The following is a 13,538-nucleotide window of genomic DNA, read 5'->3' on the forward strand; positions in this document are numbered from 1 at the left end:
CGGCGTGCCCGAGCGGCCGAAGTACATGCGTGAGCCGCCTCTCACCCCGGAAGTGATCATGGACGACGACCTCCACGCCCTCTCCGGCGCCTACGCCGTGGACGCGCTGCCGTACGCGGAGTGGACGCTGTTCGAGGAGCACCTGCGCGGGTGCGCCGGCTGCGGGACGGAGGTGCGGCGACTGCGCGAGACGGCCGCCCGGCTGGCCGGCGCCGTGGCGGTGAACCCGCCGCCCGGACTGCGCCCACGCCTGCTCGCCGCCGCCCGCCGCCCCTCCCCGCGCCCCATGCTTCCCCTGCTCGGCGCCGCCCCTGCGCGGGGTGACGGTCTCGCGCCACCCCCTGTCGCACGGACTTGGGCGGGAGAAGAGCGGCGGCGAAAGCGGGGACAGGGATGGGGGCGGGAGCAGGGGCCCGGGCAGGGGCGGGGGTGGCCGGCGAGGATGCTGGCCGGGCTGGCCGCCGTGTGCGCGGCGGCCGCCGTCGGGCTCGGCGCGGTGGCCGTGGACGCACGCCGCGACTCCGGCGGCCTGGCCGCCGAGAGCCGTCGGCTCGCCGAGGCCAACCAGCGGCTGTCGGACGCCAACCAACGGCTCGCGGGTGTCAACCGGCAGGTCGCGGAGGCCAATCAGCGGCTCGCCGGCGTCAACCGGCAGGTCGCCGTGCTGCTGGCCGCGTCCGACGCCCGGACCGTGCGCCGCCCCGTCGCCTCCGGCGGGACCGCGACGGTGGTGGTGTCACGCTCGGCGGGCCGTCTGCTGTTCACCTCGTCCGGGCTGCCGCCGCTGCCGGAGTCGCGCGGGTACGAGCTGTGGCTGATGGGTCCGGGCGGGCCGCGCCCCGCCGGGTTGCTGGGTCGCGCCGAGGGCGGCGTCACCGCTCCCGTCCTGTTGACGCCGCTGCGCGGCGACGAGCGGGTGGCACTCACGGTCGAACCGGCACGCGGCTCACCCCGCCCGACCACCGACCCGATCCTCCTCGCCGGCCTTCCCGCAGCCTGACCGGAGAAAGTCGAAAAAGGGGGATCTGGGCAAAAGATGGTCTTGTGGGAGATAGTGCAGGGCATGCGTAAATTAGCGGCCCTGATCACGGCCGCAGCCCTGCTGCACGTCCCCGTCGCCGCCACCCCCGCCGCAGCCGCCGACGCGGCCGCCGCCCCCGGCGCCGCCACCGTCGTTCCCGTGCAGGTCACCGGCCCGCCGGCCAAACGGTTCAACCTCGTCGTCATGGGCGACGGCTACACCGAGGCCGAGCAGGCGAAGTTCCGTGCCGACGTGGACCGGCACCTCAACGTCATGTGGTCGATCGAGCCGTTCAAGTCCTACCGGAACTACGTCAACGTCTACCGCATCGACATCGTCTCCGGCGAGTCCGGCGTGAGCTGCGACCCCGGCCTGGACGCCCCCCGCCGCACCACCCCCCTGAGCATGGGCTTCTGGGGCCGCTGCAACCCGGGCAGCGTGCAGCGCCTCATCACCATGGACAACGCCGCCGCCACCCGCTACGCCGACATGGTGACCGGCACGACGTCCGGCAACCGGCAGATCCTCGCCCTGGCCAACAGCGGCACGTACGGCGGCGCCGGCGGCTCCTACGCCACCGCCTCCGGCAGCAACAGCATGTCGGCCCTGATCAGCCCGCACGAGCTGGGCCACTCGCTCGGCGGCCTCCAGGACGAGTACGACTACTACCAGCGCGGCGTCCCCGGCGGCGCCTACACCGGCGGCGAGCCGGGCAGCGCCCACCACACCCTGCTCACCGAGCAGCAGATGCGCGAGCAGCGCAGGAAGTGGTGGCGCTGGCTGGGCGAGCCGAGCGAGTCCGGCGGCACGATCGGCCGCCACGAGGGCGGCCTCTACTACACCAGCGGCGTGTGGCGGCCGAGCGAGCACTCGATGATGAAGACCCTCGGCTACTACTACGACCAGGTCGGCCGCGAGGTCATGACGCAGCGCATCACCGCCAAGACCGCCGTGATCCAGGACGCGACGCCCACGGCCGCGCCCGTCGGCGCGGACCGCGTCCTCTGGGTGGAGCCGATGCGCCCGGTCAGCCACTCCCTGACGACGACCTGGAGCGTGGACGGCCGGACGCTGCCCGGCGACCGTGACGCTCTCGACCTGCGCACCCTCGGCCTCGCGCCGGGCACGCACACGGTCACGGCCACCGTCGCCGACCCGACCGGCTTCGTCCGCGACCCGGCGATCAAGGCGGCGCTCACCGGCACCCGCACCTGGACGGTGGACACCGCGCTCACCACGCCGCCCGACGGGGTCGCGGTCGAGGTCGTCTCCTCGACGCCCACGGACCGGCCGGTCGGCCGCGCCGACCTCGTCCACGTCGAGACCACCCACCCGGCCGCCGAGATCCCCCGGATCGACTGGCGGCTCGACGGCGGGCAGGTCGACGGCGGCACCGACCTCGACCTCGGCGCGCTCGGCCTGACGCCCGGCGCGCACACGCTCACCGCCACAGTGGGCGGCCGGACGCTCACCTGGGAGGTCGACGCCGCGCCGCCGGCCACCGCGTACGAGCTGTCGCGCCCCCTGGCCCGCGCCGGCGACACCTACGTCTACAACGGCCCGTTCACCATGCGCCTGACCGGCGACGACGACCGCGACGGCTACGTCGTCTCGGAGTCGCGGGTGGACGGCGACGGCTGGTTCAACTACTTCGGCTGGCCCACCTCCTCCGAGCTGCCGTGGACCTTCACCGAGCAGGGCACCGTCATCGACTCGCTGGTGTACGGCAAGCTGCCGCGCGGCCGGCACACCGTCGAGTACCGCTCGATCGACGCGGCCGGCAACATCGGCGAGGCCGGGAAGTTCACCGTCACCACGATCGCCCCGCCGCCCGCCTGCACCCGTACGGTCACCGGCGAGCACCGGGGCCCGCTGGTCGTCGCCGACGGCGTCACCTGCCTCGACGAGGCCAGGGTCACCGGACCCGTCACGGTACGGGCGGGCGCCGGACTGGTCGCCACCGGCGGCCGGATCACCGGCGCGCTGGCCGCCGCGAACCCGGCCGCCGTCCACCTGCTCGGCACCGGCGTCCAGGGCGCGGTGACCGTCTCCGGCGCGAAGGAGCTGGTGATCGTGGGGGCCGACCTGCGGGGGGCCGCGCAGCTCACCGGCAGCACGGCGCCGATCCTGTCGGGGACCACGGTGAAGGGCGCGCTCGCCTGCTCGGGCAACACCGCCGTCCCCGCCGACCTCGGCGTGCCGAACGAGCTGTCCGGCGCCGGGGCGGGGCAGTGCTCGAAGCTAGCCCACGGTGTCCAGGGAGGCGCGTACGAGGCGGTCCAGCACCTCGGCGAGTGAGGAGAAGGCCGCGTCGCGGAGCCCGGCGTACTCCTCCTCGGGGTACTGCCGGGGTCCGTTCTCCACCAGCAGGATCAGCGACAGGTAGGCCCGGTAGAGGTCGAGCCTGGTCAGCGCGGAGGGCGTGAGCTCCAGCGGCGTCACCTCGCGGTAGCCCGCCAGCAGCGGATCGTCCTCCCGCAGCTCGCCGAAGATCGTCGGCGTGACGAACTCGGCGAGCGGATCGCCCCAGAACGCCCGCTCGTGGTCGATGAGCGCCTGGATCCGCGGCGTGCCCCGCAGGTCCAGGAAGACGTTGCCCACCCAGACGTCGAAGTGCACCAGGCGGGGGGTCGTCACCTCGTCGAGCGCGGGCGCGGCGGCCTCGAACACGGCCAGGATCTCCCCGGCCGGGCGCGGCAGCGGCGTCGGATAGCGCTCGGTGTCGCGCACCAGCGCCCGCACCATCGCGAGGAACGCCTCCCGCCAGGTCGCGCCGGTGATGCCGGCGTGCGGATAGCCGAACACCTCGCCGGTCACCCCGTTGAGCCTGGCGAGGTGGCGGCCCAGCTCGCGGCGCAGGTCGTCGCCGCAGCCCGGCGGCAGCGCGTCCTTGCAGGCGTTCCAGGAGACCCCGTCGAGCGCGGCCAGCATGAGATAGTCGCCGCCCAGCACCGGGTCGTCGAACCCGGCGCGCAGCAGCCCGGCCACCGGCACGCCCGCCGCGGCGGCCAGCCCGATGGCGGCCGCCTCCATGCGCAGCAGGTCGCGCTCGTAGCTGAGCTGATCCAGCTCGGGCGGCGGCGCCAGCTTCAGCACCACCTCGCGCCCGTCGTCGAGCGACAGCCGCCACACGGCGTTGGCGAACCCGTCGGTCAGCTCGGCGGACGCCGTGACCCCCGCGCCGAGGGCCCGCCGGGCCAGCGCGTCGAGCTCGGCCGCCGACAAGCGGCGTTTGGTCCTGCTGTCCACGCAGGGCTCCTCTCAGGCCGACTCCCGCCGGACGAGGTGGGTGTCGAGGATGACGACGGGCTGCCGCAGCTCCTCGCCGTTGATGCGGGCGACCAGGAGCCGCGCCATCTGCCGGCCCATGGCCTCCGTCGGCTGGTGGACGGTGGTGAGCGGCGGATCGGCGTGCAGCGCGGCCTTGGAGTCGTCGAAGCCGATCACCGCGACGTCCCGCGGAATGCGGCGGCCCTCGGCCTTGAGCACCCGCATCGCGCCGAGCGCCATCGGGTCGGAGGCGGCGAAGACCGCGTCGAGCTCGGGGTGGCGCTCCAGCAGCTCGATCATCGCGGCCGAGCCGCTCTGCTCGGAGAAGTCGCCGAAGGCCACGATCTCCGGCAGGCCGGAGGGCAGCAGCGCGTCGCGGTAGCCGGCCAGACGGTCGACGCCCACGCCCATGTCCTGGGGGCCGGCGATGGCCGCGATCGCGCCGCGGCCGAGGCTCAGCAGGTGTTTGACCGCCTGCCGGGCCCCGGCCCTGTTGTCCATGTCGACGTAGCTGTAGGGGTCGAGGCCGACGGGGCGGCCGCCGAGAACGGTCGGCACGCCCATCGCCTCCAGCCGCCCCGGCAGGGGGTCGGCGCCGTGCAGCGACAGGAGCAGCACGCCGTCGACGTGCTGCCCCGTCAGGTAGTGCTCCAGCCGCGCGTGCTCCTCCGGGGTGCGCGCCATCGCGAGGATGAGCTGCAACCCGGTCTCCGCCAGCGCCGAGCCGATGCCGCGGATGGTGCCGGCGAAGTAGGGCTCGTCGAACACCCGGAGCTGTGACTCCGACACCACCAGCGCCACCGTGTCCGTGCGGCGCGTCACCAGGGCGCGCGCCGCACGGTTGGGCACGTAGCCCAGCTCGCGGATCGCCAGCTCCACGGCCTCGCGGGCCTTGGCGCTGACATTGGGCGAGCCGTTGATGACTCTCGACACCGTGCCCCGGCCCACACCCGCGCGGGCCGCGACGGCCTCAAGAGTCGGTCGGTTCATGGGTCCTATTCTGCCGGATGATCTCCGCGTACCAGAGCGCGCTGTCCTTCATCAGCCGCTCCTGGGTGTCGAAGTCCACGTGCACCAGGCCGAACCGCTTGCCGTAGCCCCATGCCCACTCGAAGTTGTCCATCAGCGACCAGGCGAAATACCCCTCCAGGGGCACGCCGGCCTCAATGGCTGCCTTGCACGCGCCGAGGTGCGCCTCCACGTACGCCTGCCGCTGCCCGTCGTGCACGCGGCCGTCCTCGATGACGTCGTCGAACGCGGCGCCGTTCTCGGAGACCACCATCGGGATCGGCGGGTAGTCGCGCGCGACGCGGGTGAGGACCTCGACGAGGCCGCCCTCGTCGATCTCCCAGCCCATCGCCGTCACGGGGCGGCCCCCGTTGGCGAAGGACACGTGCTCGCTGCCGACCCACGGGGAACCCGCGTCCGTGGGGGCCGCCGCCGCCGACTGCCGGCCGCCTGGTGCTCCCGAGACCGTGAAGCGGCTGTAGTAGTTGACGAGCAGCACGTCGAGGGGCGCGTTGATGGTCTTCAGGTCGCCGTCCTGGATGAAGTCCGTGTCGCCGGGCAGGTCGGCGAGCACGTCCTCCGGGTAGCGGCCGAGCAGCATCGCGTCCAGGAAGAAGCGGTTCTGCAGGCCGTCGATGCGCCGGGCCGCGTCCAGGTCCGCGGCGCTGTCGGTCTCCGGGGTGATCGCGTACAGGTTGACGCAGCCGCCGACCCGGCGCGCGCCCATGGCCTGGACGGCCAGCCCGTGCGCCAGGTTGAGGTGGTGCGCGCCCCTGATCGCGTTCTCCGGCTCGCGCCTGCCGGGGGCGTGCTCCCCGGAGGCGTAGCCGAGGAACGCGGCGCACCATGGCTCGTTGACCGTGCTGAACGTGTGGACGTGGTCCTTCATCGCCTCGTGGACGGTCGCCGCGTAGTCGGCGAAGCAGTAGGCGATGTCCCGGTTGGGCCAGCCGCCCTTGTCCTCCAGCTCCTGCGGCAGGTCCCAGTGGTAGAGGGTGAGCCACGGGTCGATGCCGTGCGTGCGCAGCTCGTCCGTCAGGCGCTTGTAGAAGTCCAGGCCCTTCTGGTTGACCTTGCCCGAGCCGGTCGGCTGGATGCGCGGCCAGGAGACCGAGAACCGGTAGGCGGTCAGGCCCAGATCCGCCATGATCGCGACGTCGTCGCGGAAGCGGTGATAGTGGTCGATGGCCGTGTCCGCGTTGTGCCCGTTCAGGATCTTGCCGGGCGTCCTGGTGAAGGTGTCCCAGATCGAGGTGCCCCGCCCGTCCTCGGCGACGGCCCCCTCGATCTGGTACGCCGAGGTCGCCGCGCCGAAGGTGAAACCCGTGGGGAAGCGGAGCCCGGAACGCGTCTGTTCCTCTTGTGTCGTCACGCCTTGACCGCACCTTCCATGAGTCCGCCCACGATCTGACGGCCGAATGCGATGAATACAGCGACTAGCGGGATGATGGACAACGCCGTGCCCGCGAAGATCAACGTGTAGTTCGTGGAGAACCTCGCATTGAGCGAGGTGATCGCGATCTGCACGGTCGGGTTGTCCGGGGTGAGCACGATCAGCGGCCACATGAAGTCGTTCCACATGAGCATGAACGTGTTGATGCCGAGCACCGCCATGCCCGGCCGCACGGCCGGCAGCACGACGTTCCACCAGATGCGCAGCGTCGCCGCGCCGTCCACGCGGGCCGCCTCGACCAGCTCCATCGGCACGGCCTGGCGGGTGTACTGCGTCATCAGGAACACGCCGAACCCGTTCAGCAGGTACGGCAGGATGACCGCCTTGAGGGTGCCCGTCCACTCCAGGCTCACCATGAGCCGGTAGAGCGGCACGACGCCCATCTGCTGCAGCGGCACCGCCATCGTGAGCAGCACCAGCACCAGCAGCACGTTGCGGCCCTTGAACTGCAGGTTCGCGAACGAGAATCCGGCCAGCGTGGAGATGATGACGACCGAGACCGTCACCGTGGCGGCGACGATGAACGAGTTCGTCAGGCCCAGCAGGAACTTCGCGTCCTCGTTGTTGAGCACCGCGACGATGTTCTCGCCGAGGTTGCCGCCCGGCAGGAACGGCGGCGGCACGGACACCGCGTCGGAGTTCGTGCGCGAGGCGATGACCACCATCCAGTACAGCGGGAACGCCGACAGGAACACCGCCAGCGCCAGCATGACCCGGGTGAATACGGTCGGAGACCAGTTGGTCATTTCGTGCCTCCGATCCTGCGCACGAACAGGAAGTTGATCGCGGCACCGATGAGGATGAGCAGGAACAGCAGCCAGGCGGCCGCGGCGGCGTAGCCGTAGTCGAACTCCCGGAAGCCCTCCTTGACGATGAACATCGCCACCGTCTGGAACTGGCCCTGCGAGCCGCCGTCCACGTTGCCGCCGTAGAAGGTGGTCGGCTCGGAGAACAGCGTCAGGCCGCCGATCGTGGAGTTCAGCACCACGAAGATCATGGTCGGGCGCAGCATCGGCAGCGTGATCTGCCAGAACTGGCGGCGGCGGGAGGCGCCGTCGATCGCGGCGGCCTCGTACAGGTCGCGCGGGATCGTCTGCATGCCGGCCAGGAAGATGATCGCGTTGTAGCCGGTCCAGCGCCAGTCGACCATGGTCGCGATGGCGATCCAGGACGGGATGCGCTCGGCCCGCCAGTTGAACGGCTCCACGCCGAACCAGCTCAGGATCCAGTTGACCAGGCCCCAGTCGCGGGCGAAGAGCTGGCTGAACACGACCGCGACCGCGACCACCGAGGTGACCAGCGGGAGCAGCACGCTCATCCGGATCGCCAGGCGGAAGCGGAAGCGCTTGTTGAGCGCGTTGGCCAGGAACAGCGCGAGCAGCATCTGCGGCACGGTGGCGAGGACGAACATGCCGACCGTGTTGGTCACCGCGCGCCAGAAGTCCTCGTCGCCGAGGAGCGCGGTGTAGTTGCCCAGGCCGATCCACTCGGTGGTGCCGGCCAGATCGTAGTCGTAGAGCGAGTAGTAGAGCGTGAAGGCCAACGGGAAGAGCCCGAAGGCGGCGAACAGCAGGAAGTAAGGAGACACCAGGGCGTACGGCATGCCCTTGACGTCGAATCGCGACGCCCAGCGGCGGCCGGGCGGGCGGACACGGCGGTGGTTGCTCCGTGACGCCCGCGGGAGGGTGTCGAGGCTCATAACAGACCTTTCGGCGGCAGAGTGCCCGGCCCGCTCGTGGCGGGCCGGGCGGAAGGATCAGCCCGCGGCCTTGACCGCGTCGTCGACCAGCTGCTGCCAGGCCTTGTCGTAGGCGACCGAGCCGTCGTCCATGCCCTGGATGACCGACTCGATGGCGTTCTTCACCTGCGCGTGCTTCACGCCGAGGAAGACCGGCTGGAGGGAGGAGGCGGACTTGGCGAAGATCTCACCGATGGGGGCGTCGTTGAAGAACTCGTTCTTCGCGCCCTGGACGGCCGGGTCCTGCTGGGCCTTGGTGTTGCTCGGCATGTTGCCGAAGTCGGTGAAGATGCTCGCCTCGGTCTCCGCCTGGGTCAGGTAGTCGGCCACCATGGCCGCTTCCTTCGGGTGCTTGGACTGCTTGGGCACGGCCAGCCAGGAGCCGCCCCAGTTGCCGCCGCCGCCGGGCACCGAGGCCACGTCCCACTTGCCCTTGGCGTCGTCGCCGGCGTTGCCGCTGACCACGCCGAGCATCCAGGACGGGCAGCCGACCGTGGCGAAGGCGCCCTTCTGGGTGCCCGTGGCCCACTCGTCGGTGAAGTTGCGCAGCTTGGCGGTCAGGCCCTGCTGGCTCATCTTCGAGGCGAAGTCGAAGGCGTTCTTCACCGCCGGGTTCTTGTCGACGATGAGGTTGTTCTGCTGGTCGAAGTAGGTGACGTTGCCGTTCTTGGCGGCATCCTGGTACAGGTACACCTGGTAGAGGGTGTTGGTGCCGTCAGCCCACTTGGTGTCCTTGACCTTGCTCTGGAACTGCTGGCCGACCTTCATGAAGTCGTCCCACGTCGGCCACAGGGCGCTCACCTTGTCGCGCTCGCTCGGCAGGCCGGCCTTCTTGAACAGGTCGGCGCGGTAGCAGAGGCTCATGCCGCCGATGTCGGTGCCGAGGCCGAACAGCTTGCCGTCGGCGGCGACGCCGTTCTCCCACTTCCAGGCGGGGAAGTCGGCCTTACGGGAATCCAGGCCGAACTCCTTCAAGTCGGCCCACCACTCGGGGTGCGCCTTGGCGAGGCCCATGCCGCCCTCGTCGATGCCGACCACGTCGCCCGCGCCCGTGCCGGACGTGAGCCACTGGATCATCTGCGGCCAGTACTGCTGCTCGAACTGGTCCGTCAGGTGCTCTTCCTTGATCTGGATGTCCTTGTGCTCGGCGTTCCACTTCTCGATGGCCTTCTTGTAGCCGAAGTTGGTGCCGCTGCCGAAGGTCTGAACCCGGATCGTGACCGGCTCGGCCGCTCCGGACGAGGCGGGAGCGCTGGACTGCGAAGTGCCGCCGCCGGAACTGCAGGACGCGACCGTCAGCGCCGCCGCGGCCAGCACCGAGGCCGCGGCCAGACCGCCGCGACGCTTGCTGATCATCATGGTGGACCCCTTCTCGGGTGAATGTTGGGGGAGTGCACCGCGGCACGCGCTCCGCCGCGGTGGGAGTCTTTGGGAGCGCTCCCACAAAGGGTGCACTTGCCCGCTGTTCACGTCAATCCACCGAAACGCAACCGTTACCGATGGGGTGATTTGTGACCGTGAAAGCGGATTAAAGGGGATGAAGCGTGCAAAGGGAGGATTGGGAGCGCTCCCATCACATCAGACACGTTTTGTGTCGGATGAAGGGCATGTCGCCCGTATCTGGGGGGCTTGCCGCTGGTCATCGCGCCCAGTCAGCGGGGTTCCAACTGGGTCGCAAAGAAGATCCAAGTGAGCTGCATCCGCATGATGGTGGACTCGGTCACCCGACCCCCGGAGGAGGTGATCAATACCGTTACGCCCGGATGAGCGGGTGCGGTGACGCCGCTCGGGGTCCTGAGAGCGGGCCGTGACCGCGGCCGCTTGAAACCGCTCACACGGGAACGCCCGGCCGGCCGGATCGGGACGCCGGGCGTTCCGCGGGGCGGCCTATGAGTGGCGGCTCGTGGCTATGGCGCGTGGTCCGGGCGGGAGGCGCGGTGCAGCCGCAGGCCGAGGACCGACGACGCCACCAGCACCAGTCCCGCGATCATCAACGCGAGCGAGCCGCCGACCGCGCCGTCCGTCCAGTCCCACACCGCCTCGGGCACGACCAGGGTGAACCCGGCGACGCCCGCCACGAGCAGCACCCAGGCCCGTTCCCACCGGTACAGCACGAGGCAGGCCACCGCGACGGCGAACGTCGTCACGTACGACCAGGCCAGGCTGTCGCCGGTCCCGGCGCCGTGCTGCGCGCCGAACAGCGCCACGACCGCGCCGAGTCCCAGCCCGAGCCGCCGCTGCCCGATCACCCCGGCCATCACCAGGGCCGTCCACGCGACGCCCGTGCCGACCAGCGTCAGGCCCACCGCCATGGAGCCGTAGCCGGCCAGCTCGCCGGCGACGGCCTCGGCGGTCAGCGCCGCGAACCCGGCGGCCGCCACCGCGCAGGGGCCGCCCGGCAGTGCCACGTACCCGGCGGCGGCCAGGACCAGCCCCGTCACGGCGGCGGCCGTGAGCTGACGTCCGGTGACGACGGCGGCGAGCTCGGCGGCGGCCAGGGCCCCGGTCACGGCCGCCAGCGCCAGCGCCACACCCCCGAACCGCCGCCGCACGGGCCCGGCCCGCCCGGCCCCCTCCAACCAGGCCCGCCAGCGCTCCCCGGCACCCCAGTGGACGAGGGACGGGGACTCACCCGGCCTCCCGCCCGACGACGGGCGAGAGCGCGCCGCCCCTCGCGGGCCGGTCCCGCGCGGGCCGGTCCCGCGCGCGGCGGTCTCGTGCGTTGCGGTCTCGTGCGTTGCGGTCTCGTGCGGGGCGGTCTCGTGCGGGGCGGGGGAGGAGCGGAGGCGGGGGCCGAGGTCGGCCAGGAGGAGGCCGGCGGTCAGGAGGGCGGCGGTCGCGGCCAGGAGGATGAGGACGCGGGCCGTCGTGGACAGGACCGGCCACGACGTCCCCGCCAGCGACACCGCGCCCACCAGCAGCAACGCGCCGCCGACGTATCCGGCGACCTCCGCCCACCGCGCCCGCGCCGGCCGCTCCGCCTCGTCGAGCGCCTGGTGCACGGCCAACGCCTGCGCGGCCGTCAGCGTGCCCTCACGTACGAGCCGCCGCAGCACCTCGTCCCGGCTCTGAGTCACCTCGCGGCCCTCCTTCCCCCGTCCCATCGCCGGACAGGCACCTGCCGAAACCCGTCCGGACCACGCCACGCCGGCCCGCATCCCCGAACCTGCCGGGGCCCCGGACGTCCCGCGGAAAGGAGCCGGTCGTTCCTGTGACTAGGGGCCCGTACGGGGCATCTGACCTGGGAGAAGGAGTGGGACGAGGAGGTCTGTGATGAGGGCGAGTGTGGGAGATCGGCTGGTGGTCGAAGGCACGTACGGGGGCGAACTCCGCAAGGAAGGCGTCATCGTACGGGTCGAGCATGACGACGGCTCGCCGCCGTACATCGTGCGGTGGCTGGAGGACGGGCACGAGACCCTGGTGTTCCCCGGCCCCGACGCCCGGGTCGTCGCCGGAGCCCGGTGACCGCGGTGCCGCCGGCTGCGGGGCGTGGCTCGCCGCGCGGATGATCCGGATGCCCAGGTCGCGGCACGTCCCGGTGCCGCCCGGCGGCGGCCGTACCGCGTGGGCGGGCGATCCCGCCCGCGCGGCCGGGCCGCGACGGCACGGGAGCGGGGGAGGCGCGCGATGACCGGGCCCGTCCTGGTCGCCGTGGACGGCTCCGCCCCGGCCGCCGCCGCCGTGGAGTGGGCCGCCGCAGACGCCCAGCTGAGAGGGCTGGCGCTGCGGCTCGTGCACGTGTGCGAGCGGCGGCCCCCGGGGCAGGACGGCCTGGAGCCCTGCGAGGAGACGCTGGACGTGGCGCGGGACCGGGCGCTCGCCCTGACCCGCGACGTCGAGGTCGAGGCCGCCCTGCTGACCGGCGACGTGGTCGAGGCGCTGCTCGCGGAGTCGGTGACGGCGGACAGCGTGGTGCTGGGCAGCCGGGGGCTCGGCGGGTTCGCCGGGATGCTGCTCGGCTCGGTCGGCATGGGGGTGGCGGGGCACGCCCCCGGGCCCGTCGTGATCGTACGGGAGACGTCCGTGGTGCGGCACGGCCGGGTGGTCGTGGGCGACGACGGCTCGGAGCAGGCGGCAGCGGCCGTCGCGTACGCGATCGAGCAGGCGAGGGCCCGTGACGTCACCCTGCACGTGGTCTGCGCCTGGCAGTCGCCGGTGTACTCGCCGTACGCGGCCGCGTACGACACGCTGGCGCAGGAGGGCTACGAGTACCTGACGCGGGCCGCGGCCGAGCGGGCGGCGGCGTGGCGGGAGAGCGCCCCCGACGTCCGGATCACCGACGCGCAGGTGCACGGCCACCCGGTGCACGCCCTGATCGAGGCGGGCCGGGCGGCGGACCTCGTGGTCGTGGGCTCGCGCGGGCGGGGCGGCTTCGCCTCGGCCCTGCTCGGGTCCGTCGGCCACGCGGTCCTGCACCGCCTGACCTGCCCGGTCGCGGTGGTCAGGCCGCGCCCCGGCGGCGGGTGACGGATCGGCGCGCCGGGTCAGTTCTCCACCACGACGAGGTCGCCCGCGGACCGCCGCGGCGCGCGGTCACGCGTCCCCGGCCAGCTCGACGACCACCTCGGGCGGCCGGCGCAGCGAGTTGTGCACGGTGCAGCGCGAGATCACGGCCAGGAACGCGGGCCGCCGCTCGGCGGGCAGGCCGGGCGCGGCCACGCGCAGCCGTACGGCGGCGACCCGGGCGGGCCGGTCGGCGGCCAGGCCGAAGTCCGCGCTCACCCGCAGCCCCTCCCGCGAGGCGCCGTGGCGGGACAGGAAGCGGCCGGCGTAGTAGGCCACGCAGGAGGCGAGGGAGGCGACGAACAGCTCGGTCGGGGTCGCGCCGGCGTCGTCGCCGCCCGCCTGCTCCGGCTGGCCGGCGACCAGCGTGTGGCCCCGTACGGTGATGAGGTAGGACTCGCCGCCGGCGTGCGCGACCTCGACCCGCTCGGGCAGGTCGGACGGCGGTACGGGGGCCTGGAGCGGGATCGTCGCGTGGCGGGTGTCCATGGTGATCTCCTTCGTTCGCCAGGGAGCACGGTGGCCACCCTCCACCTTGGCCTCCG

Annotated in this window: 12 protein-coding genes; 4 read left to right on the forward strand and 8 right to left on the reverse strand. The window is 72.5% G+C overall.

Annotated elements, in window-relative coordinates:
* Positions 1–58: 58 nt before the first annotated feature.
* Both ACBR40_RS41935 and ACBR40_RS41940 read left to right on the forward strand, forming a co-directional pair.
* The gene (locus tag ACBR40_RS41935; RefSeq protein ID WP_344205869.1) at positions 59–1,000 is read left to right on the forward strand and encodes an anti-sigma factor; all 942 of its coding nucleotides are present in this window, start codon (positions 59–61) and stop codon (positions 998–1,000) included.
* Between the two features lie 63 nt (positions 1,001–1,063).
* A complete protein-coding gene (locus ACBR40_RS41940) occupies positions 1,064–3,319 on the forward strand; it encodes a M64 family metallopeptidase (RefSeq protein ID WP_371252336.1) in 2,256 nt (751 codons plus the stop codon).
* Here the strand turns inward: ACBR40_RS41940 and ACBR40_RS41945 are convergent.
* From ACBR40_RS41945 to ACBR40_RS41975, 7 genes are all read right to left on the reverse strand, one after another.
* On the reverse strand, positions 3,263–4,270 hold the full coding sequence (locus tag ACBR40_RS41945; protein ID WP_371252337.1) for a phosphotransferase family protein: 1,008 nt from the start codon (positions 4,268–4,270) through the stop codon (positions 3,263–3,265). The two genes, ACBR40_RS41940 and ACBR40_RS41945, sit on opposite strands and share 57 nt — an antisense overlap.
* 12 nt (positions 4,271–4,282) lie before the next feature.
* Entirely contained in the window at positions 4,283–5,281 is a 999-nt protein-coding gene (locus ACBR40_RS41950) for a LacI family DNA-binding transcriptional regulator (protein ID WP_091084348.1), read from the reverse strand.
* Positions 5,262–6,671: a GH1 family beta-glucosidase gene (locus ACBR40_RS41955; protein WP_344205875.1), complete on the reverse strand. Its 1,410-nt coding sequence runs from the start codon at positions 6,669–6,671 to the stop codon at positions 5,262–5,264. Before ACBR40_RS41955 ends, ACBR40_RS41950 begins: the two co-directional genes overlap by 20 nt.
* Entirely contained in the window at positions 6,668–7,498 is an 831-nt protein-coding gene (locus ACBR40_RS41960; protein ID WP_344205877.1) for a carbohydrate ABC transporter permease, read from the reverse strand. The genes ACBR40_RS41955 and ACBR40_RS41960 overlap by 4 nt, the downstream gene beginning before the upstream one ends.
* On the reverse strand, positions 7,495–8,451 hold the full coding sequence (locus ACBR40_RS41965) for a sugar ABC transporter permease (RefSeq protein WP_344205878.1): 957 nt from the start codon (positions 8,449–8,451) through the stop codon (positions 7,495–7,497). The genes ACBR40_RS41960 and ACBR40_RS41965 overlap by 4 nt, the downstream gene beginning before the upstream one ends.
* A gap of 57 nt (positions 8,452–8,508) precedes the next feature.
* Positions 8,509–9,849 (reverse strand): extracellular solute-binding protein, encoded by a 1,341-nt coding sequence (locus tag ACBR40_RS41970; RefSeq protein WP_344205880.1) that lies wholly within the window; start codon positions 9,847–9,849, stop codon positions 8,509–8,511.
* A gap of 548 nt (positions 9,850–10,397) precedes the next feature.
* Positions 10,398–11,567 carry a DUF2157 domain-containing protein gene (locus ACBR40_RS41975; protein WP_371252338.1) on the reverse strand — a complete coding sequence of 390 codons (1,170 nt, stop codon included), beginning with the start codon at positions 11,565–11,567 and terminating at the stop codon, positions 10,398–10,400.
* 196 nt (positions 11,568–11,763) lie between these two features.
* Here ACBR40_RS41975 and ACBR40_RS41980 point away from each other — a divergent pair, with 196 nt between their 5' ends.
* Together ACBR40_RS41980 and ACBR40_RS41985 are read left to right on the forward strand one after the other, a co-directional pair.
* Positions 11,764–11,955, forward strand: coding sequence for a DUF1918 domain-containing protein (locus ACBR40_RS41980; RefSeq protein ID WP_344205883.1), 192 nt, complete (start codon positions 11,764–11,766; stop codon positions 11,953–11,955).
* A gap of 162 nt (positions 11,956–12,117) precedes the next feature.
* A complete protein-coding gene (locus tag ACBR40_RS41985; protein WP_344205884.1) occupies positions 12,118–12,957 on the forward strand; it encodes a universal stress protein in 840 nt (279 codons plus the stop codon).
* A 66-nt stretch (positions 12,958–13,023) separates the two neighbouring features.
* Here the strand turns inward: ACBR40_RS41985 and ACBR40_RS41990 are convergent, their stop codons facing one another.
* Complete coding sequence (locus ACBR40_RS41990) at positions 13,024–13,482, reverse strand: OsmC family protein (protein ID WP_344205886.1); 459 nt, start codon at positions 13,480–13,482, stop codon at positions 13,024–13,026.
* Between the last annotated feature and the right edge of the window lie 56 nt (positions 13,483–13,538).

Origin of the sequence: Nonomuraea sp. AD125B (assembly GCF_041402765.1) — a bacterium.
Lineage (GTDB): Bacteria > Actinomycetota > Actinomycetes > Streptosporangiales > Streptosporangiaceae > Nonomuraea > Nonomuraea bangladeshensis.